The 22,131-nt window shown below is 59.3% G+C and carries 23 protein-coding genes; 17 read left to right on the top strand and 6 right to left on the bottom strand.

Annotation, left to right across the window (positions count from 1 at the left end; translation table 11 throughout):
* The first annotated feature begins 130 nt into the window (after nt 1–130).
* The 4 genes from CGS49_RS06740 (at nt 131) to CGS49_RS06725 (ending at nt 4,738) form a co-directional block, all read left to right on the top strand.
* The gene (locus CGS49_RS06740) at nt 131–2,518 is read left to right on the top strand and encodes a glycoside hydrolase family 2 protein (protein WP_097801111.1); all 2,388 of its coding nucleotides are present in this window, start codon (nt 131–133) and stop codon (nt 2,516–2,518) included.
* Between the two features lie 137 nt (nt 2,519–2,655).
* Entirely contained in the window at nt 2,656–3,051 is a 396-nt protein-coding gene (locus CGS49_RS06735) for an RING finger protein (protein ID WP_097801110.1), read from the top strand.
* A gap of 3 nt (nt 3,052–3,054) precedes the next feature.
* Nucleotides 3,055–3,906: a DUF5685 family protein gene (locus CGS49_RS06730; protein WP_097801109.1), complete on the top strand. Its 852-nt coding sequence runs from the start codon at nt 3,055–3,057 to the stop codon at nt 3,904–3,906.
* A gap of 97 nt (nt 3,907–4,003) precedes the next feature.
* Nucleotides 4,004–4,738 carry a J domain-containing protein gene (locus CGS49_RS06725; protein ID WP_097801108.1) on the top strand — a complete coding sequence of 245 codons (735 nt, stop codon included), beginning with the start codon at nt 4,004–4,006 and terminating at the stop codon, nt 4,736–4,738.
* A 69-nt stretch (nt 4,739–4,807) separates the two neighbouring features.
* On the opposite strand, the gene CGS49_RS06720 is transcribed toward CGS49_RS06725, so the two are convergent.
* The 3 genes from CGS49_RS06720 to CGS49_RS06710 all read right to left on the bottom strand — a co-directional run bounded on the left by CGS49_RS06720 (nt 4,808) and on the right by CGS49_RS06710 (nt 7,398).
* Nucleotides 4,808–5,734: a hypothetical protein gene (locus CGS49_RS06720; protein WP_097801107.1), complete on the bottom strand. Its 927-nt coding sequence runs from the start codon at nt 5,732–5,734 to the stop codon at nt 4,808–4,810.
* A gap of 217 nt (nt 5,735–5,951) precedes the next feature.
* Complete coding sequence (locus CGS49_RS06715) at nt 5,952–6,626, bottom strand: GntR family transcriptional regulator (RefSeq protein WP_097801106.1); 675 nt, start codon at nt 6,624–6,626, stop codon at nt 5,952–5,954.
* 136 nt (nt 6,627–6,762) lie between these two features.
* A complete protein-coding gene (locus CGS49_RS06710) occupies nt 6,763–7,398 on the bottom strand; it encodes a phosphatase PAP2 family protein (RefSeq protein ID WP_097801105.1) in 636 nt (211 codons plus the stop codon).
* Nucleotides 7,399–7,546: 148 nt separating this feature from the next.
* Here CGS49_RS06710 and CGS49_RS06705 point away from each other — a divergent pair, with 148 nt between their 5' ends.
* From CGS49_RS06705 to CGS49_RS06685, 5 genes are all read left to right on the top strand, one after another.
* Entirely contained in the window at nt 7,547–8,455 is a 909-nt protein-coding gene (locus tag CGS49_RS06705) for a Cof-type HAD-IIB family hydrolase (protein WP_097801104.1), read from the top strand.
* 237 nt (nt 8,456–8,692) lie between these two features.
* Nucleotides 8,693–9,655, top strand: coding sequence for a bifunctional 4-hydroxy-2-oxoglutarate aldolase/2-dehydro-3-deoxy-phosphogluconate aldolase (gene eda, locus CGS49_RS06700; RefSeq protein WP_097801103.1), 963 nt, complete (start codon nt 8,693–8,695; stop codon nt 9,653–9,655).
* 91 nt (nt 9,656–9,746) lie between these two features.
* Nucleotides 9,747–10,772, top strand: coding sequence for a sugar kinase (locus CGS49_RS06695; RefSeq protein WP_097801102.1), 1,026 nt, complete (start codon nt 9,747–9,749; stop codon nt 10,770–10,772).
* A 19-nt stretch (nt 10,773–10,791) separates the two neighbouring features.
* Nucleotides 10,792–11,640 carry a 5-dehydro-4-deoxy-D-glucuronate isomerase gene (gene kduI / locus CGS49_RS06690; RefSeq protein ID WP_097801101.1) on the top strand — a complete coding sequence of 283 codons (849 nt, stop codon included), beginning with the start codon at nt 10,792–10,794 and terminating at the stop codon, nt 11,638–11,640.
* 82 nt (nt 11,641–11,722) lie between these two features.
* Nucleotides 11,723–12,523: a gluconate 5-dehydrogenase gene (locus tag CGS49_RS06685; protein WP_097801100.1), complete on the top strand. Its 801-nt coding sequence runs from the start codon at nt 11,723–11,725 to the stop codon at nt 12,521–12,523.
* An 89-nt stretch (nt 12,524–12,612) separates the two neighbouring features.
* Here the strand turns inward: CGS49_RS06685 and CGS49_RS06680 are convergent, their stop codons facing one another.
* Together CGS49_RS06680 and CGS49_RS06675 are read right to left on the bottom strand one after the other, a co-directional pair.
* Nucleotides 12,613–14,211: a hypothetical protein gene (locus CGS49_RS06680; protein ID WP_143405824.1), complete on the bottom strand. Its 1,599-nt coding sequence runs from the start codon at nt 14,209–14,211 to the stop codon at nt 12,613–12,615.
* A 24-nt stretch (nt 14,212–14,235) separates the two neighbouring features.
* On the bottom strand, nt 14,236–14,421 hold the full coding sequence (locus tag CGS49_RS06675) for a hypothetical protein (protein ID WP_097801098.1): 186 nt from the start codon (nt 14,419–14,421) through the stop codon (nt 14,236–14,238).
* Between the two features lie 189 nt (nt 14,422–14,610).
* On the opposite strand from CGS49_RS06675, the gene CGS49_RS06670 reads away from it, so the two are divergent.
* From CGS49_RS06670 to mscL, 3 genes are all read left to right on the top strand, one after another.
* The gene (locus CGS49_RS06670) at nt 14,611–14,796 is read left to right on the top strand and encodes a hypothetical protein (RefSeq protein WP_143405823.1); all 186 of its coding nucleotides are present in this window, start codon (nt 14,611–14,613) and stop codon (nt 14,794–14,796) included.
* Between the two features lie 234 nt (nt 14,797–15,030).
* On the top strand, nt 15,031–15,501 hold the full coding sequence (locus tag CGS49_RS06665) for a cytochrome C (RefSeq protein ID WP_097801096.1): 471 nt from the start codon (nt 15,031–15,033) through the stop codon (nt 15,499–15,501).
* A gap of 202 nt (nt 15,502–15,703) precedes the next feature.
* Nucleotides 15,704–16,156, top strand: coding sequence for a large conductance mechanosensitive channel protein MscL (mscL, locus tag CGS49_RS06660; RefSeq protein ID WP_097801095.1), 453 nt, complete (start codon nt 15,704–15,706; stop codon nt 16,154–16,156).
* A 175-nt stretch (nt 16,157–16,331) separates the two neighbouring features.
* Here mscL and CGS49_RS06655 read toward each other — a convergent pair whose 3' ends face one another.
* Nucleotides 16,332–17,879 (bottom strand): alkaline phosphatase, encoded by a 1,548-nt coding sequence (locus CGS49_RS06655; protein WP_242975402.1) that lies wholly within the window; start codon nt 17,877–17,879, stop codon nt 16,332–16,334.
* A gap of 296 nt (nt 17,880–18,175) precedes the next feature.
* On the opposite strand from CGS49_RS06655, the gene CGS49_RS06650 reads away from it, so the two are divergent.
* The 5 genes from CGS49_RS06650 (at nt 18,176) to CGS49_RS06635 (ending at nt 21,929) form a co-directional block, all read left to right on the top strand.
* Nucleotides 18,176–18,991: a Cof-type HAD-IIB family hydrolase gene (locus CGS49_RS06650; RefSeq protein WP_097801093.1), complete on the top strand. Its 816-nt coding sequence runs from the start codon at nt 18,176–18,178 to the stop codon at nt 18,989–18,991.
* An 18-nt stretch (nt 18,992–19,009) separates the two neighbouring features.
* Nucleotides 19,010–19,987 carry a 3'-5' exonuclease gene (locus CGS49_RS06645; protein WP_097801092.1) on the top strand — a complete coding sequence of 326 codons (978 nt, stop codon included), beginning with the start codon at nt 19,010–19,012 and terminating at the stop codon, nt 19,985–19,987.
* Between the two features lie 448 nt (nt 19,988–20,435).
* Nucleotides 20,436–21,026, top strand: coding sequence for a TVP38/TMEM64 family protein (locus CGS49_RS06640; RefSeq protein ID WP_097801091.1), 591 nt, complete (start codon nt 20,436–20,438; stop codon nt 21,024–21,026).
* A gap of 121 nt (nt 21,027–21,147) precedes the next feature.
* Nucleotides 21,148–21,285 carry a hypothetical protein gene (locus tag CGS49_RS14200; RefSeq protein ID WP_179859043.1) on the top strand — a complete coding sequence of 46 codons (138 nt, stop codon included), beginning with the start codon at nt 21,148–21,150 and terminating at the stop codon, nt 21,283–21,285.
* A gap of 161 nt (nt 21,286–21,446) precedes the next feature.
* Complete coding sequence (locus tag CGS49_RS06635; RefSeq protein ID WP_097801090.1) at nt 21,447–21,929, top strand: MarR family winged helix-turn-helix transcriptional regulator; 483 nt, start codon at nt 21,447–21,449, stop codon at nt 21,927–21,929.
* The last annotated feature ends 202 nt before the right edge of the window (nt 21,930–22,131 follow it).

Genomic DNA, 22,131 nt, shown 5'->3' with positions numbered 1-22,131 from the left:
TTTGCACTCTCCGCTTTTTTGTGCTGAAAGCAGCTAAAAACCTTTGCAAAACGGCTCCCGGCTTCTTTTTTCGTTCATATCTTTGTGTTACTATAAGATGTAAAGTGATTTTTTCAATGGGAGATCTGCCATGGAACACTACGATTGGAACGAAGGCTGGCTGTTCTCGCCCCAGTTCGACCCGGCGCTCGTGCGCCCAGAGTGTGTGCTGGAGCTGGAGCCGGTGCGCATCCCCCACACCGTGAAGGTGCTGCCCTACAACTACTGCAACGAAAATGAATACCAGCGGCTGTGCGGCTACCGGCGCGAATTCTTTGCGCCCCGGGAGTGGGAGGGCCGCACCGTGCTGCTCACCTTCGGGGCTGTCGCCCACGACGCCACCGTCTTCTGCAACGGGCGCCGGCTGTTCCACCATGGCTGCGGCTACACCGCCTTCACCGTGGACCTGACCAGCGCCCTGCGCTTCGGCCAGAAGAATGTGGTGGCCGTGCGCTGCGACAGCCGCGAGGACCTGAACATCCCGCCCTTCGGCGGGCAGATCGACTACCTGACCTTCGGCGGCATCTACCGCGCCGTCAGCCTGGACATCAAGGAGCCCGCCTACCTGCGGGACGTGTTCATCGAGGCCAAAGCCGAGGGCGATTTTCGCATCTACACCTCCACCGTAGGCGAGACAGTGGGCTGCACCCTGCAGGCCGAAATTTGCAGCCCTTCCGGCAGCCGGGCCGCCTACAGCGGCGAGTTGGCCCTGCCCATCACCGGCACGCTGAACGGCGTGCACCCGTGGAGCATCGAGCACCCCACCCTGTATACCCTCACGGTGCAGCTCATCCGCCCGGGCACCGGCGGCCTGCCGGACCGTGTGCTGGACGAAAAAACGGTGCGGTTCGGCTTCCGCACCGTGCAGTTCGTGGCGGGCGGGCTGTACCTGAACGGCCAGCGGGTGGAGCTGCGGGGCCTGAACCGTCACCAGAGCTTTGCCTACATGGGCTATGCCATGCCGGACAGCATCCAGCAGCTGGACGCCCAGATTTTAAAGAAAGAGCTGGGCTGCAATGCCGTGCGCACCGCCCACTGTCCCCAGAGCCCGGCCTTCCTGGATGCCTGCGACGAGCTGGGCCTTCTGGTGTTCACCGAAATGCCCGGCTGGCAGCACATCGGTGACGAGGTGTGGAAGGCACAGGCGCTGCAGAACTGCCGCGAGATGGTCTGCCAGTGCCGCAACCATCCCAGCGTCTTTTTGTGGGGCGCGCGGGTCAGCGGCAGTGCCGACGACGAAGCCTTTTATAAGCGCACCAACGAAGCCATCCGTCGGCTGGACCCCACCCGCCCCACGGCGGGCGCGCGGAACTTCCGCAAGAGCCAGCTGCTGGAGGACGTCTATGCTTACAACGATTACTCCTACCGCGGCCGCGGTGCCGCCTGCGAAGCCCGCTCAGCCGTCACGCCCGACACCCGCAAAGGCTACCTCATCAGCGAGTTCGGCGGGCAGCAGTTCCCCACCAAGCCCTTTGACGACGAGGCCCACCGGCTGGTGCAGGCCCTGCGCTTTGCCGCCGTGCTGAACGATTCCATTGCCCAGCAGGGCGTGGCGGGCAGCTTTGGCTGGTGCATGGCCGATTACAACACCCACCGGGAGTTCGGCAGCGGCGACCGGGTCTGCTACCACGGTGTGCTGGACATGTTCCGCAACCCGAAGCTTTCCGCCGCCGTCTACGCCAGCCAGAAGACCGCCCGCTCACCTTCGGACATCGTGCTGGAGGTATCCTCCGCCATGGCGCTGGGCGACCTGCCCGGCGGCGTGCCCACAGCCTGCTGGGTGTTCACCAACGCCGAGAGCGTGCGGCTCTACCGCGACAACGATTTCATTGCCGAGTTTGCGCCCGACCGCCGCGGACGGTTCGCCGCGCTGCCCCACCCGCCCATCGAGATCAGCGATTTCGTGGGCTCGCTGCTGGAAAAATACGAGGGCATGGACCCCGCCTCGGCCCAGATGGCCGCTGCCATCCTGAACGAGATGCGCCGGGACGCCATGGAGCTTTCGCCCCTGTCCAAGGCGCGGATGCTCTCGCTGCGGCTGGGCTGGAACGACGTGGTGCGCATGTACTACAAATATATCGGCGTGCTGGGCGGCCCGGCCCCGGTCTACCGGTTCGAAGCCGTGTGGCGCGGCCGCGCGGTGCGCACTGTGGTGCGGGAGCCGGTGCAGAGCATCCGGCTGGAATGCACCGTGCACAACCCCATCCTGACCGACGGCCCCACCTGGGACTGCGCCGCCGTCAGCCTGCGGGCCATCGACCAGAACGGCAGTCTGCTGCCTTACTGCGGCGAGGCCGTGCAGCTGAGCGTGGAGGGCCCCGTGAAAATTCTCGGCCCCAGCGTGGTGCCGCTGCGCGGCGGCATGGCGGGCACCTACCTTGCCACCACCGGCGAAGCGGGCCGTGCCGTGCTGCACTGCCGCATGGAGGGCGCGCTGGACACCGAGGCCTCCCTCACCGTGCGCTGCCGGGAGAGCTGAAGCCTTAACTTTCGTCCTTCACGATAGATTTGCACTCTGTTCAAAATTTCCTCATGGTTGGCTGATATCCTAGAACCATAAAGAATTGCGGGCTGTTTGCACCCGTTTTCCATTTCAAATAAAAGGATGCAGGACATATGAAAGAAAAATTCCGTCAGTTTATGATCGGCCGCTATGGCACCGATGGCCTGAACCAGTTTCTGAGCATCGCTTCCATCGTGATGCTGCTGATCTCGCTGCTCACCCGCGTCACCCTGTTCACCTGGGTGGGCGTGGTGCTGCTGGTGCTGTGCTACTACCGCTCCCTGAGCCGTAACATCGGCAAGCGCACCGAGGAAAATTACAAATACTATGCCATCAAGGACCGTGTGGACAACAAGTTCCGCGGCCTGAAGGACCAGTGGGCCAACCGCAAGATCTACCACTACTACCGCTGCCCCAAGTGCCGCCAGAAGCTGCGCGTGCCCCGGGGCCGGGGCCGCATCCAGATCTCCTGCCCGCGCTGCGGCACCCAGTTCATCAAAAAGAGCTGAGCCATGTTTGGATACGTTGTACCGAATCAGGCCGCCCTCGCACCCGAAGCGCAGGCGCGCTACCGCACCGCTTACTGCGGGCTGTGCCGCCGCATCGACGCGCTGCACGGGCTGCGCGGGCGGTTTTCCCTGAGTTATGACCTGACCTTTCTCGACCTTTTGCTCTGCAGCCTGTACGAGGGCGAGACCGAAGCTGCAAAAGGCCATGGCCGCTGCCCCATCCACCCCATCAAGGGCGTGGACTGGCGGGCCGATTCCCCCACCGACTACTGCGCCGACATGAGCGTGGCGCTGCACTATTACAGCGCCCAGGACAAATGGCAGGACGACCGCAATGTGCTGGCACTGGGCTACGAAAAACTGCTCACCGGCTGCCGCGCTGACGCCGAGGCCCGCTGGCCGCGCCAGTGCGGTGCCATCCGCGTTTGTCTTGCCCGGCTGGCGGAGTACGAAGCCGCCGGCAGCGAGGACCTGGACGCTGTGTCCGGCTGCTTTGGCGAGCTGATGGCAGAACTGTTCGACTACAGGCAGGATCATTGGTCGCCGGAGCTGCGGGCCATCGGCTTCCACCTGGGCAAGTTCATCTACCTGCTGGACGCCTACGACGATCTGGCCCGCGACCAGCGCAAGGGCAGCTACAACCCGCTGAAGACCCTGAGCACCCAGCCCGGCTATGAGGCAGAGATGAAGGAGATCTTCGAGCTGCTGCTTGCCCGCTGCGCCCAGAGCTTTGAGCGCCTGCCCTGCGTGGAAGACGCCGACCTTCTGCGCAACATCCTTTATTCCGGCGTGTGGCTCAAATATGACTGCAAGACTGCCAAAGACGCCCGGAAAAACGGCAGGGCCGCAGAATGAGGCGTTTTTCCGCTTGATTTTCACCGGCAGATACGGTACTATAAAAACACTGTGCGGCAATGCGGCCGCGCAAAATGAGACGTGAGGAAGTAGATCCATGAAAGACCCTTATGAGGTGCTGGGCATCCAGCGCGGCGCAAGCGACGACGAGATCAAAAAAGCATACCGCGCCAAATGCAAGCGCTGGCACCCGGACCTGAACCCCAACGACCCCACCGCCGAGGAGCACTTCAAGGAAGTGCAGGAGGCCTACGACGCCATCACCAAAGGCACCACCGGCCCTCAGGGCGGCAGCACCTATGGCTACGGCCCCCAGAGCGGCTACAGCCAGCAGAGCTATCAGAACGGCTATGGCTACCAGGGCGGCTTTGACGGGTTCGATGGCTTCGACCCGTTTGGCTTCGGGTTCGGTTTCGGCGGCTACCAGCAGAGCGGGGCCAGCGCTTCCGGCTCCGACAGCCCGGAGATGCAGGCCGCCCGCAACTTTGTGGTCAATGGCCGCTATGCGGAGGCCCGGCGGGTGCTGGACGGCATGTCCGCCCGCAGCGCCCGGTGGTATTACCTCTCCTCCCTCGCAAACCAGGGCCTGGGCAACAGCATCGACGCGCTGCAGGACGCCCGCCGCGCCGTCCAGCTGGACCCCAACAATGTGGAATACCAGATGCACCTGCGCCGGATGCAGAACCCCGGCCAGACCTACCGCACCACCCAGACCACCTACACCCGGCCCGGCGGCCTGATGCAGTGGTGCTGGAGCATGATCCTGCTGAACCTGCTGTGCAACTGCTGCTGCGGCGGCTTTGGCGGCTTCCGGTTCGGCGGACGGTTCTGATAAAAACACGGAACATGCAAAAACAGCCTGTGCAAAACCAATGCACAGGCTGTCTTTTTTTGCGTCTTTTTAATACACCACAATGTTGCGGCTGATCTTGCTGCAGGAATAGTTGCCGCCGATCTCGGCCGTCTCCACATAGGTGCCCGGCTCGGTGGGCAGGCTGCCGGTGCTGCACAGGGAGCCGTTCTTCTTATAGGTATAGGTGACCTTATCGGTGGGCACCACCTGGCCGTCCACTTCCAGCACGGCGGCCGGGTTGAAGGCGGCAGCCTCGGCCGCGCTCATGGGCGCTTCGGCCTGCTGTGCCCAGTACATACGCACGCCGTCGGTCTTCTGCTTGATCTTGAACATCGCAAAGCCTGCGGTGTTCACGTCGCCATTCTCCAGTGCAACAGCACCGGCCACATAATTGCCGGAGTCCACCGGCTGCTCATCCAGATAGATGCGGCTGAATGCCCCCTCCGGCAGATACTTGCGGATCAGGTTCAGCGCCAGGCGCAGGCCGCTTGCCACCTGCTCCACCTGGGGCACATAGAAGTGGATGGTGTCCATCACCGACACCACTTCGTCCGCCACCCGCAGCAGCACGCCGACGTCGTTGCCGTCGATCAGCTGCTTGAGGTAGCTGTAAACGTTGAACTCCTCTACCTGGTCCGGCGTCTGGGACATCTTTTTGGGCAGCGGGATCATCTTGAGCAGGGTGCGGATCTTATCCGACATCAGCAGGGTCACATAGCCGTTGGCCTCGCCGCCGGTGCCCAGCACCACGGCCAGATACTGCGTGTTTTCGGGGGTCGTCTGGACCTCCAGTTTATAGTCAGAACCATACACCAGGTTGCCAGACGCCTTGATGCGGATCGACACCATGTCGTTTTCTTCTTCGAGCGCGCTGCCCGGCTTCAGGGCAGGTGCCGCTGCCAGGACAGGCATTGCCGCTGCGCTCAGCGCGAACGCTGCAGCCAGGGTAAATGCGATCCATCGTTTGGCCTTCATCCAACAAGACCTCCTGTTCTCAAATGTCAGTTTCAAGCGCCTGCTGCCGTGCACACTGCACGCAGCGGCGGGACGGAAACGCGGGCCCCGCGCCCCTTGTACCCCGATTTTACCGCAAAAGCCGCAGCCGGTCAATAACGGGATTCAAGTAACTCAAAATTTTTACATTTTTACACAAAAAAGGGGGACCCGGCTTTTCCGCGTCCCCCTTTGCGTTTTATTCGTCGATGAAATATTCCGGGTGCACGCTGCGGGCCTGCTCCACCGAGAGCTTGTAGCGGGTCAGGTGGCTCTGCAGCGCCTCGCCCACATCCTCCGGGCTGCCGCTGATCAGCGCTTCCAGAATGCGGGTGTGGGCCCCGCACACCGATTTGTTCTCCTCGGTCTGCAGGCTGAACTTGCGGATGCGCTCCACATGCTGCAGCTTGGAGAGCATGTAGTTGTAGTGGTCCTCCATGCCGCAGATCTCAAAGGCGCGGCGGTGGAAGGCGTTGTCCAGCTCCAGCATCCGAGCCGTGCGGCGGGGCTGGCCAAGGTCTGCCTCCAGCGCGCGGTAATCGTCGATGCAGCGGCGATAATCTGCGATCTGCTGCTCGGTCAGCTTGCCGCGCAGCCGGTTGAGCACCTCTTTTTCCAGCGCATAGCGCGAGAACTGTTCCATCTCCATCAGCTTCAGATTGATGGGTGCCACATGGGTGCCGCTCTGGGGCTTGATGTCCACCATGCGGGCTATGTTCAGCATGAGCAGCGCTTCCCGCATGGGGGTGCGGCTGATGCCCAGTTCTTCCGCCAGCTCCCGGTCGTTCAGCGGGTCGCCGGGCTTGAGCTCCATGGTAATGATCCGGCTGCGAATGGTCTGGTAGGCCGTTTCGCGCGCACTGAGTGATGACATGATCTTCTCTCCCTTCAGGGTATCGAAGTGATATATTAGTTCTGGGACCATATTACCGGACGGCCGGACCGCTGTCAAGAGCATTGTCAACTAAAAATTGCCCATATTTTTTGCCGTTTTGCCCAGATTGTGCCCTTCACGCCTTTTTCCGGCGGTACAGCACCGGCACCCACACGAATGCCACGGCCAGTCCGCACACTACGTCCAGGATGGAGTGCTGCTTTGTGAACACGGTGGAAGCGCAGATCAGCGCCGCCCACACCCAGGCCGCCGCCTGCAGGGCCGGGCGGTGCTTCGCCAGTCTGCTCTGGCTGAAGGCCAGCGCCATGCAGGCCGAGGACTGGCAATGGATGGAGGGGCACACGTTCACCGAGGCATCCGCGCTCCACAGCAGCTGCATGATGCTCATGGCGATGTTGGAGCGGCCCACTGCCTCCGCCGTGGGGCGGATGTCCAGACCGTTGGGCAGGAGCATGTAGATGACAAGGCAGAAGGTCATGCCCGAGAACATCATCAGGCAGAGCTTATCATAGCTTGCGGTGTCGCACCACCACAGCAGCGCCGTGACCCCCGCCAGCAGCAGGAACCAGCTGCAGTACGGGAACACGAACCACTCGTTGAAGGGGATCATGTCGTCGAGGGGGCTGTGGATGATGTATTTGGGGGTTTGGATGGTCAGGTCCAGCCAGAAGAACCAGATGAGGTAGATCACCCAGTACAGCTGGAACCAGAGATGCGGGCGGCGCTGCGCCCACAGTTGTTTGAACTTCATGGTATTTCTCCTATAATTTCAATGTGTTGACGTATGATTATACCACATCCCGCCATCTTGCGCAAACAGTGCCTGTGGTATACAATAAAGGTGTATGTGAAAATTTTTTCTGCGCCCATCCGGTGCACATTTATAATAAGGAGTCCCCATGTTACAGAATGTTCCCCCCATCCGTCTGGTCGCGCTGGACCTGGACGGCACCCTGCTCAACCACGAGGGCAAGGTCACGTCCCGCACCCGGGCCGCCCTGCAGGCCGCTGCCGACCGGGACGTTGCCATCGTGCCCACCACAGGCCGCCCGCTGGGCAACCTGCCGCCGGTGGTGGCCCAGCTGCCCGGTATCCGCTACGCCATCACCTCCAACGGTGCCGCCGTGTGGGACCTGGGCGACGACCCGCTGGCCGCCGTATACAGCCGCTATTCCAACGCCGCCCAGCGCCGCACCGCCGAACCCGTGTGCCTGCTGCACCGGCTGATGCCGGTGGAAACCGCCCGCGAAGCCTTTGCGATGTTTATGGAATATGAAGGCGGCATGGGCGTGTTCTGCAACGGTTACTCGGTCAAAGATCAGGCCGGTGTGGATTTTCAGGCCGCCCGCCTGGCACGGCTGCACTCCACCGAGGCCCGCCAGCCCAACGATGGCCGTTTTCTCGTGGTGCGTGACCTGGGCGAGTGGATGACCCGCCATGCCCACGAGGTGGAAAAGCAGTGCCTGTTCTTTGCCCGGCAGGAGCAGGTGGCCGGGGCGCTGGCGCGCTTCCGGGCCATGCCGGGCATCGAGGTGGTGCAGGGCTCGCCGGAGAACATCGAGGTGACCGCCGCCGGGGTGGACAAGGGCGAAGCCGTGCTGGCCCTGGCCGACAGGCTGGGCATCGACCGCCGTGCCACCCTGGCCGTGGGCGACAGCGAGAACGACCGCGCCATGCTGGAAAAGGCCGGTGTTTCTGCCGTGATGGCCAACGGCATCCCGGAGGTAAAGGCCCTGGCGGACTATGTGAGCGAAGCCGACTGCGACCACGACGGCGTGGCCGAAATTCTGGAAAAGCTGGGCGTCTGAGCCGTATTGGGGGGCAGTTTGGGTGCGATTTAACGAACTTTTGGCCCGCTTTGGGGCGTCGTTCGTCATTTTTGTGCAATGTATACAAGCTATTATGCAAAACATTGTGCTTGTTGAGCATTTCCAAACTCATTTCCGTCGTTTATACTAATAATATGAGCGCACTGTGGGTGCACCATGCCCGAACGGCAGCCCACGCGCACCAAGAGAGTCAAATTTAAAAAGGAGAAATGCGTTATGAATCCCATCGTAGAAAAGGTCTATCAGATCGGCATTATCCCTGTTATCGCCTTCAACAGCGTGGACGAGGCCCTGCCCCTGTGCAAGGCTCTGGCCGACGGCGGTCTGCCCGCAGCCGAGGTCACCTTCCGCACCGCATGTGCTGAGGAGTGCATCCGCAAGATCCACGAGGAGATGCCCGAGATGCTGCTGGGCGCAGGCACTGTCCTGACCACCGAGCAGGCTGACCGCGCTATGGCTGCCGGCGCTTCCTTCATCGTTGCTCCCGGCTTCGACCCCGAGGTCTGCAAGCACGTCATCGACAAAGGCGGCATCATGATGCCCGGCACCGCTTCCGCAGGCGAGATGCAGCAGGCCATGAACATGGGCTGCGAGGCCCTGAAGTTCTTCCCCGCTGAGGCAAACGGCGGCGTTGGCATGCTGAAGAACATCGGCGCTGCCCTGAAGGGCGCACGCTGGATGTGCACCGGCGGCGTGAACGCAAAGAACGTCAACGATTACCTGGGCTATGACCAGATCTTCGCTGTGGGCGGCACCTGGATGTGCAAGAGCGATGTCATCAAGGCCGGCGACTGGGCAAAGATCACCGCTCAAAGCAAGGAGGCCGTTGACACCATGCTGGGCCTGAAGCTGATGCACGTTGGCATCAACACCGGCAACGAGGAGGAGGCCATGAAGGTGGCAAACCTCATCGGCAGTCTGCTGAACATGAAGGTCGCTCCCGGCAACTCCAGCATCTTCGTGGGCAACAAGGAGTTCGAGATCATGAAGAAGCCCGGCCGCGGCACCAATGGCCACATCGCCATCGGCTGCAACAACGTGGATCGTGCCATCTATCACCTGTCTCAGCGCGGCGTGAAGTTCGATCTGGATTCCAAGAACGTGAAGAACGGCAAGACCATCGCCTGCTACTTTGCAGACGAGATCGCCGGCTTCGCCTTCCACCTGGTCCAGGCCTAAGCGCCAGCCCGCTTTCCGTAAAAGCCCTGCCGCGCCGGGGATGCCCCGCAGCAGGATATCATAAACACCTGTAAATAAAGGAGAAAAACCAATGAAAGTCGTTACTTTTGGCGAACTGATGGTCCGTCTGCAGCCGTTCAACTATGAGCGTTTCGTTCAGGCTAACAGCCTGGAGTTCACCTTCGGCGGCGGCGAGGCAAACGTTGCTGTCTCTCTGGCAAACTACGGCCTGGACGCAGCTTTCGTCACCAAGCTCCCCGCACACGCTATCGGCCAGGCCGCTGTCAACAGCCTGCGCCGCTACGGCGTTGACACCAGCATGATCACCCGCGGCGGCGATCGCGTTGGTATCTACTACAACGAGAAGGGCGCTTCTCAGCGCGGTTCCGTCTGCATCTACGACCGTGCCAACAGTGCCATCCAGCTGGCTCAGCCTTCCGACTTCGATTGGGACAAGATCTTCGAGGGTGTGGATTGGTTCCACTTCACCGGCATTACCCCGGCTCTGGGCGCAAACGTTGTTGAGATCTGCCTGGAGGCCTGCAAGGCTGCTAAGGCTCACGGCGTGAAGATCAGCTGCGACCTGAACTACCGCGGCAAGCTGTGGACCCGCGAGCAGGCTCGTGAGGCTATGACCAAGCTGTGCGAGTACGTTGACGTCTGCATCTCCAACGAGGAGGACGCAAAGGACGTGTTCGGCATCGAGGCCGAGGCTACCGATATCTACGGCGGCAAGCTGAACGCTGAGGGCTACAAGAGCGTGGCTAAGCAGCTGGCTGACAAGTTCCACTTCGAGAAGGTCGCTATCACCCTGCGTGAGAGCCACAACGCTTCCGAGAACGGCTGGAGCGCAATGCTGTATGATGTTGCTTCCAATGAGTACTGCTTCTCCAAGAAGTACGAGCTGAAGATCATCGACCGCGTTGGCGGCGGCGACTCCTTCGGCGGCGGCCTGATCTACAGCCTGCTGACCGGCAAGACCACCCAGGAGGCTGTCGAGTTTGCAGTTGCAGCTTCCGCTCTGAAGCACTCCATCGAGGGCGACTACAACATGATGACCGTGTCCGAGGTCGAGAAGCTGGCCGGCGGCGACGGTTCCGGCCGTATCCAGCGCTAAGAGCAGGAAGGAGTCCAGAATGGATATCCGCTACTCCTGCAACCAGAAGGATTTCAAGCGCTATACCACCGAGGAAATGCGGGACGAAATGCTCATCACCGGTCTGTACAAGGCCGATGAGGTCGTTGCTGTGTACAGTCATGTGGACCGTATGGTCACGTTGGGCTGCATGCCGGTGCACGAGACCGTGTCCATCGACAAGGGCATCGACATCTGGGCCAACTTTGGCACCCACTACTTTTTGGAGCGCCGCGAGATCGGCATGTTCAACATCGGCAAGGATTCCACCGGCATCGTGGTGGCTGACGGCGTAAAGTACGAACTGGGCTATAAGGACTGCCTGTACATCACCAAAGGCACCAAGGAAGTCACTTTTGCTTCCGCCGACCCGGAGCATCCCGCCAAGTTCTACATGGTATCCGCTCCCGCACATTGCTCTTACGAGACCCGCCTGATCAAGATGGCCGATGCAAACCATCGTCCTCTGGGCAACGTCGAGACCTGCAATAAGCGCACCATCAACCAGTTCATCCACCCGGATGTGCTGAAGACCTGCCAGCTGAGCATGGGTATGACCGAGCTGGAGCCGGGTTCCAACTGGAACACGATGCCCAGTCACACCCACGAGCGGCGCATGGAGATCTATACTTACTTTGAACTGCCCGAGGGGCAGGTGGTGTTCCACATGTGCGGCGAGCCTACCCAGACCCGCCACATCGTGATGCACAACGAGGATGCTGTCATCAGCCCCTCCTGGAGCATCCACAGCGGCGTAGGCACCTCGAACTATACGTTTATCTGGGCAATGGGCGGCGAGAACATGGAGTTTGACGACATGGACAACATCGCCACCACTGACCTGCGCTAAAAAGCACCATTCAAACGCCCCGTACCGGGAGGACCGGTACGGGGCGTTTTGCTAAAAATTTAACTGGGATAAGGAGAAAATCATGGATCTTTCCGCTTTCAATCTGCAGGGCAAGGTGGCCCTGATCACCGGCGGTGCCCACGGCATCGGTTTTTCCATCGCAGAGGGCATGGCCAAATGCGGTGCAGCTATCTGCTTCAACTGTTCTTCTGAGGCAAGCCTGGAAAAGGGCCTGGCTGCTTACAAGGCTGCCGGTATCGAGGCCCATGGCTATGTGGCCGATGTGTCCGACGAGGACGCCGTGAACGCCATGGTGGCCAAGATCAAGGCCGAAGTGGGCCCCGTGGACATTCTGGTGAACAACGCCGGTCTGATGAAGCGCGTGCCCATGATCGAGATGAGCCACGCCGACTTCATGCGTGTCATCGACGTGCATGTGGGCGGTGCCTTCAACTGCTCCAAGGCCGTGCTGCCGGATATGATCGCAAAGCGTGAGGGCAAGATCATCAACATCTGCTCCATGATGAGCGAGCTGGGCCGTGAGACCGTCTCCGCCTATGCCGCCGCCAAGGGCGCCCTGAAGATGCTGACCAAGAACATTGCTTCCGAGTACGGCGAGTACAACATCCAGTGCAACGGCATGGGCCCCGGCTACATCGCCACCGCCCAGACCGCGCCCCTGCGCGAGATCCAGCCGGACGGCAGCCGCCACCCCTTTGACCAGTTCATCACCGCCAAGACCCCCGCAGGCCGCTGGGGTGAGCCGGACGACATGGTGGGCCCCTGCGTATTCCTGGCCAGCCACGCTTCCGACTTTGTGAACGGCCAGATCCTGTATGCCGACGGCGGCATTCTGGCTTACATCGGCCGCCAGCCCAAGTAAGCTTTTCGAGGTATCAAAAAAGCGGAGTTTCCCACAGCCTGTGCTGTGCGGAAGCTCCGCTTTCTTCGTCTTTCGCTTATAGATCGTTCTCAGTCGTCGTAATAACGGAGTTCACCCGTAATGTCGTGTACTCGATTTTCTGCCTGATCCTCCGTTTCCGGTGTGCTCGACTCATAGCAATAAGAAATGTATTTATCTGCCAGGCTGCCATTCGGGAATACGACCTCGTACAGATTAACATAGTTTTCAAAAATGCTGTACGCCGTTTCGTAATCGTATCTGGAACCGATCATTTCAATATCATCGCACATGGTGTATTCCCACTGGTCGAAAAACGCATCCTCTCCCATGGCACGCAAATAGCTGAGTTCCTCATTATCCAGTTCTCCATCCGCAGCCAGACCGGCGTCCACTTGAATGCGTGTATAAAGGTCTTCGCCCCAGTCCCAATCGTCCCATTCGCTGTCCGCTTCGCTCTCCTCATCAGAACCGCTTACCGACTCGCTTACTGATTCAGCTGCAGGTTCTTCCGGCTCACTCTCCGGCTCAGGAACGGCGCCGGTAGCATCGTTTAAGTCGCCGTTCAAAATGTCGTCCAGTGAATCAAGCGCATCATCCAGCGGGTTACTGCCGGAGTTTGCAATGCCATGATGCTGGCAATAGCTCTCACTGATCTTGGAAAGCACAGCATACTGCTTCAGCAGGTTCATGGTGTCGCCGTTCCATGTCATCCGGTCCATGCTGAACGAGCCGTCATCCTCCTGTTTGAAGTAGAACCCTATGGTGATCGTCCCGCCGGTCTGCGCGTCCGCACATTCACCGGTGTAGCTGACAAAGGTCGCGCCGCTCTGCTCGTAGTTATCCCACTTGCCGTTGACAAAAAAGTCATCCAGCACTTCGCCCACAGTGGCTTCTGCGGGGAACGCACTGTAGTGACCCTCCGAAAGGCCTTTGGAGCGGGCCGCATCCGAGTACAGTGCCATATACAGCATCCAGCCCATAACGACCAGCACCACGATGCCAATGACCCACTCAATGAGCATGGGCAGACCGTGCCGCCTGAACAGTTTGTTCACCTGGGCTTTTTCTTCTTCCACCTGCGCGGCAGAGATCATTTCCGGGTAGAGCAGTGCGATCACCTGTGAGAGCAGCATACTGCCGAACACCGCATACAGATATTCCTTTTTGCCGCTCCGGGACGGCTTTGCCAGAATGGTCATCCGCAGACCGTCCGGCGTATTTTTCAGCTGGTAAGTACCGCGTTTTTTGCTGTGGAATGTAATATCCTCCGGCGTATCGGTCACCTGTTCCACGTCCGGGTGCGCAAAGCCGTGTCGGATGCGCTCCACCGCCTGCTCCCATGTCATGCCCTCGGGCAGGGTCAGAACGCCTTGGTCACGTTCCGGCGCGTACAGCTTTTTATACACATCGTTCTGGTAACCCATATAGATCACCAGCGCCAACGCTGTACCAAATCCCAAACCAAACCCGACGCCGGCTCCTGCAGCGATGCCTGCCGCCAAACCCACAATAAAGACGACCAGCATCGGGATCTTCAGGCTGCTCAGCATCACAGCACGTCGGGCCGGCGCTGTCAGCAGCAGATGGAAGCCGTTCCAGCTTTTGGCCTGTTTCCGGGCGGTTTTGGCCTCGGCACTGCCGTCGTAGATCTTCATTGGTTCACTCATCGCTTTTCTCCTCACTTCGTCCGTTCAATGGCTGAAAAGCTTTTTCAGAATCGCCACCGGGATCAGGATCACCCCCAGCAGGATGCCCACCACAAGACGGTTAAGAAAAATATTCTTCATTGTGCCGATTTGGATCTTATTGGCGTAGATCGTCTGCCCTGCCGCCCAGTAAGCCAGCGCGCTATACACAATAAAAACAAACATCTCCATAAGATCATCCTCCTCATAGGTTTCATTTATGGTCGTTTTCTGGCAAGTTGGTCTCCGCCAGCCTCTTTTTGCCAGATTTTCTTAAGTTTACTGTATTTGCACTTATTTTTCAAGTGTAAATAGCGCACAATTTAATGCGTAGATTTTGTGTATCATGTTTTTATAATAGAAGCATAGGGGGTGTGTATCGTGGCATTCAAGATTCCAAAAGAAGAATACATCAACCGTACCTTTCGGCTGCGAAAAGAGCTGGTTGACCGCATGGAGACGATCTGCAACGACAAAAACATCTCTCTTAATAAACTGACCGTGCTTTGCATTGAATACGCTTTAGACAACCTGGAAGATGATCCTCCCGAATCAAGTTCCAAATAATGTCTTTTGCCAGAACCTTCCATCTTGAAGGTTCTTTTTGTTTTCTTCATGTTAGCACATGTTAAAATGTGTCCATTTCATGTCAAAATGGTAACAGTTCCTGCTTCATCGTGGAAAATGCGCATGAAATTCTTGCTTTTTTGTCCAAATTTCCGTATAATCATCTTCGTCAGCCAACCCACCTTGTTGGTTGAATTCAAACATGAAGTAAAGACTATAAGGAGTATATTTCACATGAAACTCAAGAATGCTGCTATCGTTGCTGCCGCTGCAGCACTGGCTGTCGGCATGACCGCATGCGGTTCTTCCGCATCCTCCACCGCTGCTTCTTCCGTGGCTTCTTCTGCTGCCGCTTCCTCCGAGGCTGCTTCCAGCGAGGCCGAGGCTGTTTCCGCTGAGTACACCGTGTACAACACCACTGGTTCTACCGTCACCGAGCTGTACCTGTACGACGTAGGCAGCGAGGAGAAGGGCGACAATCTGGCCGGCGAAAACGGTCTGGCTGACGGCGAGAGCGTTGTCATCACCCGCGACGAGGACGCCGACAAGCAGTCCGATGTGAACTACGTGCTGGAGTTCACCACCGAGGACGGCGAGACCCAGAGCTTTGAGACCCTGCACTACGAGACCACCCCGATCTCTCTGAAGAACGTGGATGCCGCTGCAGGCGCTACCCCCATCGCTTTTGCTGCACCGGAGAAGTAATTTCCGTTTTATAGCCACAACACGGGAAAGCCTGCGGGCTTTCCCGTGTTTGTTTTGCCGCCCAAAATGGCGCAGCATTTTGGGCCCCGAAAAAAACGCCGAAACAGGGCTTTTTCCCTTGAAAGCAGGCGGAAAATCCGCTATCATAGAGATAAATAAAAATCCCCTGCGGCATAAGGGGCGTAAAGGAGCAGATTTACTTATGGCAGAAAAAGAGAGCAAGGGCATCAAGAAATTCCTGGAAGAATTCAAGGCATTCGCCATGCGCGGCAACGTGCTGGACATGGCAGTCGGCGTGGTCGTCGGCGGTGCGTTCACCTCGATCGTCAACTCACTGGTGAACGACATCATCAACCCCGCCATCGGCCTGTTTTTCAACGCTGATTTTTCGGACGTCGGCATCCATGTGGGCGATGTGATGATCGGCATTGGTTCCTTTATCAATGCCATCATCAACTTCCTGATCGTGGCATTCGTGCTGTTCGTGGTCATCAAGGCGATCAACTCCCTGCACAAAAAGCCCGAAGCACCCGCCGCGCCCGCAGAGCCCACCACCAAGGTGTGCCCCTTCTGCCAGAGCGAGATCGCCATCAAGGCCGTGCGCTGCCCCCACTGCACCAGCAAGCTGGAGGGCTTCCCGGAGATCAACAATTAAATTTTTAAATTACAAATCGGGAAAGTCTGCGGACTTTCCCGATTTGCTTTTTCAACCGCAGAGCCGCAAAGGCCGACGGCATAACAGATACAAAAGCTCTCCACCCTGCCGCAGTCGCTGCGGTTTCAGAGCGGGGAGCTTTTTGCACATTCGCGAAGGAAAGCGGTGGATGGACTTACTGCACCTTGGTCAGGTCCGCCAGCTTGTGGTAGATCTCGGTGTTGTCGAACACACCGCCGAAGTTTTCAGCACCCACGCCGTTTGCGTAGATGTTCACCATGGCACCGGTGTGGGCATAGGTGGTGTGGTCCATGCCGGACTTGTGGTTGATGGTGTGGCAGATGGCCATGCTGAAGGGGATGTAGGTGCCGTACAGCTCATAATCCTGCTGGCTCATCTTGCTCTGGCTGGAGGAACCCACCTCCAGGGTGCGCTCGTAGGCGGTGCGCAGGTTCTCCACCTCGTAGTCGGTCAGCAGCAGCTTGCCTGCGCTGGCGGCGGCCGGGTCGGTGGGCAGGGTCAGACCGAAGTTTGCCTTCACGTCAGCCATGGCGGTCTCAAAGGGGGTCTTATTGGCAATGTAGCCCTGCACATAGGTGGAATCGAACTTTGCGTAGGACATCTTCTGGTGGGTCAGGTTGGTCAGGAAGGTGTCGTAGTTGGTGGTCTTGTAGCCGATGGCCATGCCGCCGGTCTCGTGGTCGGCGGTGACGAGGATCAGGGTCTCGTTGGGGTGCTTGTTCTGGAAGTCAACGGCGGCCTGCACGGCGTTGCTCATCTCCAGCACATCGTGGATGGAAGCAGCGGCATCGTTGGCGTGGCAGGCCCAGTCGATCTTGCCGCTCTCAGTCATCAGGAAGAAGCCCTTGTCGTTGTCCAGCAGCTCGATGCCCTTCTTCACGTAGTCGGTCAGCTGCCACTCGCCTGCGGCGGCGTCCATGGCGTAGTTCATGGCCTTGCCGTCGGCCAGGTTCTCGGCGATGATCAGGGTCTTGCCTGCGCCTGCGGCCAGGGCAGCAGCGCCTGCCTGCGTGGTGACCACATTGTAGCCAGCCTGTGCAGCCACCTCGTGGTTGTTGGGGCCGGTGCCGTCGCCGTTCACCTTCTGGAACTCGCCGCCTGCAAAATACTCAAAGCCGGAGTTTGCCAGCTCCACGCCGATCTGGTAGTAGTTCTTGCGGCTGTTCTGGTGGGCATAGAAAGCGGCCGGGGTGGCATGGTCGATGTTGACGGAAGAAATGACGCCCACCTTGTAGCCTTTCTGGCTGTGCAGCTTTTCGGCGATGGTCTCATAGGGCACGTCGCGGGTCCAGGGGCACATGTTGATGACGCCGCTCTCGGTCTTGTGGCCGGTGGCGATGGAGGTGGCGGTGGAAGCGGAGTCCGGGCAGAAGGAAGTGCTGTCGTAGGTGGTCACGCTGCCCACGGTGGGGAAGCTGGTAAAGCTCAGGTCAGCCTCGGTAACAGCACCGTTGTTGTCCACGGTGCCCTTATAGAAGCGGGCGGACTGGATCTGGGCGGTGCCCATGCCGTCGCCGATGAACAGGAAGATGTACTTGGGCTTCTTGAACAGGTCCAGCAGGCAGTTTTCCTCGTCTGCTGCGGTGGAAGCATCTGCTTCGGCTGCCTGGGCGGCAACGGGTGCTGCGGCCAGCATACCGACGGCGGAAGCGGCTGCGCCAAATTTCAGAAAGCTGCGGCGGGAGATCTTATTTTCTTTCATAACGTGATCCTCTCTTTTCATCTCATCAAACGCTGCGGGCCTGCCTCAGGCCCCGTTTTGTCATCTTGCGGGAACGCTTTTATTGTAGCGCGCCGCCGGGCTGCAAAAAACCATGCCGCTGCAAAGCTTTGGTAAAACCGGCGCGGGCGTTCCCCGCCCAATGTAAAGCCCTGGAAAAGTGTGTAAAATCCCGCTTTTCCCACAAACCGTGCCGGAAGGGTTGAAAGTTGGGCGCATTTCATTGTACAATAGAAGATGTAAGTGTCTTATTTCCGCAAGAGAGAGGAATGTTATAGATGAGCAAGATCAAAGTTCTGGCACTGGACCTGGACGGCACCCTGACCAACGACCAGAAGGTCGTCACCCCCCGCACCCGCGCCGCGCTGGACGCCGCCATCGCGCAGGGCGTCACCGTCGTGCTGGCCTCCGGCCGCCCCACCGCCGGCATCACCCCGCTGGCAAAGGAGCTGGGGCTGGACAAAAAGGGCGGGTGCATCCTGTCCTACAACGGCGGCAAGATCGTGGACTGCGTCACCGGCGAGACGCTGGTGGAAAAAACGCTGGACCCGGCCCTGGTGCCCGAGCTGTGCGCCTTTGCCGCCGCGCAGGATATTGCCATCCTGACCTACAACCATGAGGGCATCGTGTGCGAACGTGACACCGACGAATGGGCCAACAAGGAGTGCTTTACCACAAAGCTGCCCATGATCCATGTGGACGACCTGGCAAAGTATGTGGATTACCCCATCTGCAAGATGCTCATCACGCTGGACCCGGCCCGCCGGGACGCGGTGTGCGCCGCCGGGCAGCAGCAGTTTGCGGGCCGCGCCGACCTGTACCCCTCCAGCCCGTTCTTCATCGAGGCCGTGCCGCTGGGCGTGGCGAAGGACGGCAGCCTGGCCGCATTGCTGGAACGCATGGGCCTTGGCCGCGAGAACCTGATGGCCTGCGGCGACGGCCTGAACGACCGCTCCATGATCGAATTTGCCGGGGTGGGCGTGGCCATGCAGAACGCCGAGCCGCCCGTGAAGGACTGCGCCGACTACGTCACCGAAGCCGACAACAACCACGACGGCGTGGCCGAAGCGGTGGAGAAGTTTATTTTAGAGTAACGAGAGGAACACAAAACAATGCCGCGCAATCTGGTTTTATTTGATCTGGAATGGAACATCGGCTACCAGCCCTACACCTTCAATTATCACGGCGTGCAGCAGACCTTCCGGGGCGAGATCGTGGAGATCGGTGCCGTGAAGATCGACGAGGATGCCAACGTGCTGGACACCTTTTCCATCCACCTGAAGCCCCGCATCTTCCGCAAGCTGCAGCACCACATCGCCAAGGTCACCGGCCTGACCCAGGCCGACCTCGACAAGGGCGAGCCCATCGTGCAGGGCCTGCGCCGCTTCATGCAGTGGTGCGGCCCGGACGCCGAGTTTGCCGAGTGGGGCATGGACGATGTTCCGGTGCTCAAGCAGAACTTATTTCTCTGCAACATCGACGAATCGAAGCCCACTGTCTGGTACGACCTGCAGCAGGTGTTCCTGCGGGAGCACCCGCGCAAGGAGGGCGAGGGCATGACGCTGGAAAGCGTCGTCACCCGGATGGGCATCCCCATGGAGCGGCAGTTCCACGATGCCCTGTCCGACACGCTCTACACCGCCGATGTCTGCCGTTTGCTCGACCTGCGGGCAGGCCTTGCCGCCTACCCCACCGAGGAAGACTCCCTGCGGGCCAGCCTGTGCCCCGCCCCCGGCGACTACCGGGATTTTGCAGTCTTCCACGGCTATGTGGAGCAGTACGCCTGGCGCACCGACCCGAAAATTTACACCATGCACTGCCCGGAGTGCGGCACACCGCTGACGCCGGACGACGTGTGGCTGAAAAAGGGCAGCAACAGTTGGTACACCCTGAGCCAGTGCCCCCACTGCGCCGGCAGCGGCAATGACGTGGGCAAAGGCGTCTTCCAGCGGTACAAGCTGGCCCGCCGCGACGGCCTGCACTGGAGCTACGCCCGCTGCCTGCAGGTGCCGGACGAAGCATCCCTCGCCCGGTGGGAGAAGCAGCGCACCGCCCAGCTGGAACGCCTGAAGGCCCGCGCGGAGAAGTAGAGCGCAGAGTAAAGCAGACCAGCGGGGAGCTGTTGTATTCGTCTGCGCGTCGGTAGTTTCTCTGAGGACCGTCCGCTGGGGTGGGACCCTGTTGCCGAAGGCAATAGGGCGGGCGATGGAATGGCCTGCAACGACGGCGACCGCCGCCAGTGGCGGAAACAGGGAGCTATTGTTGGGGCCGCGGCCAGCAAGACGCAAGCGGTAGCGAAGCGGATGCTGGGAGCCGCAACCCGAACTCGTGTCCGAGGAGAAAGCTTCCGACGCACAGACTTACCACGCACTTTTTTGCAGAAAAACGCCCGGCTGTCTCGTATCAATTCACAGAGAGACGCGGCAGGGCGAAAAAAGTCGCTTTCTGTTCACGTCTCTGTCATAGAATGTGGATATACTACGGATAGACGGCCTGCGCTGCGGGAAAGGGCGCAGGCAGAAGGGACGGATACACACAATGAATCTTTGGCTGCACCAGCTGGGCACGCTGGAATTCTGGGAGAACCTCCTGAACGGCTTCGGCAATCTGGGGCCGCTGGCACCCATCACGCTGGCGATGGTAGAGTCCTTCTTCCCGCCGCTGCCGCTCATTGCCATCGTGGCGCTGAACGTGGCGGCCCACGGCGGCCTGCTGGGCTTTATCTATAGCTGGGCCGGTGTGGCGCTGGGCGGCAGCATCATGTTTCTGCTGTGGCGGCGGCTGGTCAAGCGCTATTTCTGGAAGCTGGCTTCCCGCTGGCCCAAGCTGGAAAAGGCCCAGCAATGGGTGAACCGCTTCGACACTTCGTCGCTGCTCATGCTCACGCTGCTGCCCTTCACCCCCAGCTCCTTCATGCATCTGGCCTTTGGCATCTCGGACTTTGACGAGAAGCGTTATCTCATCACCATGCTGCTGGGCAAGGGTGTCATGGTGGCCATGATGGCGGTGTTCGGGCAGTCGCTGGTCAGCTCCATGAAGAACCCGGTGTATCTCATCCTTGCCGTTCTCATCTGGTGCGGCATGTACCTTGCCAGCAAACATTTCTGCAAACGGCACAATCTGGAATGACGATTTAGAATGCCCTCCGCTTTGCTCTGGGCATATTTAGCGGAAAGGTATTTTAATAATAGAGCAACAGCAGACAGCCTGCGGGCTGTCTGCTGTTGCATTTTCACAGGAAAGGTCCAAAATGGAAACCTCATCTGCTGCGCTTATTTCCTTCGGAAATGACCGCGCAGCCGGAAAATATGCTGCTTGCAACTGCGGCCCCTTCCGTGAAAAAAGCAAACCAGCCAAGCCCGCAGGCTTGGCTGGTTTGCAATATTAAAAATAATATTTCATTATTTTATGCCCAGAGCAAAGCGGAGGGCATTTAAAATCGTTTTCTTCCCCTTGACAATCCCTTTGAGCGCTGTATAATATGTATGCTATCAAACAGTTCTATTAGAAACTGTTCAGCATCAAAACAATCAAAAGGACAAAACCATTATGTGTGACGAGATCAAAGACGAGTGCTGCAAATGCACCGATCCCCCCTGGGAAGGCCCGCAGGTCATCCCGGCACAAATTCGCCGCGTGGACAACCTGATCTTCCGCAAGATCAACCAGTTTTCCCGCGAGAACGAGGTGGAACAGGCCACCCCCATGCATGGGTGGATCATTGAATACCTCTACCGCCACCCGGACACTCCGGTGTTCCAGCGGGACATCGAGCGGGAGTTTTCCATCACCCGCTCCACCGTGACCAACATCCTGCAGCTGATGGAGCGCAAGGGCTACATTGAGCGGCGCAGCGTGCCGCAGGACGCCCGGCTCAAGCAGCTGGTGCTCACTGAGGCAGGTGTGCAGTTCCACGAAAAAACGATGCTCACCTTCCACCAGACCGACGACTATGTGGCCGGTCTGCTGACGGAGGAGGAAAACGCCGAGCTGCTGCGGCTGCTGAACAAACTGCGGGAAGCACTGCAGTGACGCAAAAGGGGCGGTGTGTCGGTAGCTTTCTCCTCGGACATGAGTTCGGGTTGCGGCTCCCAGCATCCGCTTCGCTACCGCTTGCGTCTTGCTGGCCGCGGCCCCAACAATAGCTCCCTGTTTCCGCCACTGGCGGCGGTCGCCGTCGTTGCAGGCCATTCCATCGCCCGCCCTATTGCCTTCGGCAACAGGGTCCCACCCC

The organism is Faecalibacterium langellae (genome assembly GCF_002549775.1).
GTDB lineage: Bacteria > Bacillota > Clostridia > Oscillospirales > Ruminococcaceae > Faecalibacterium > Faecalibacterium langellae.
Note: the sequence above shows the minus strand (reverse complement) of the source record. Positions and strands in the feature narration are given on the sequence as shown.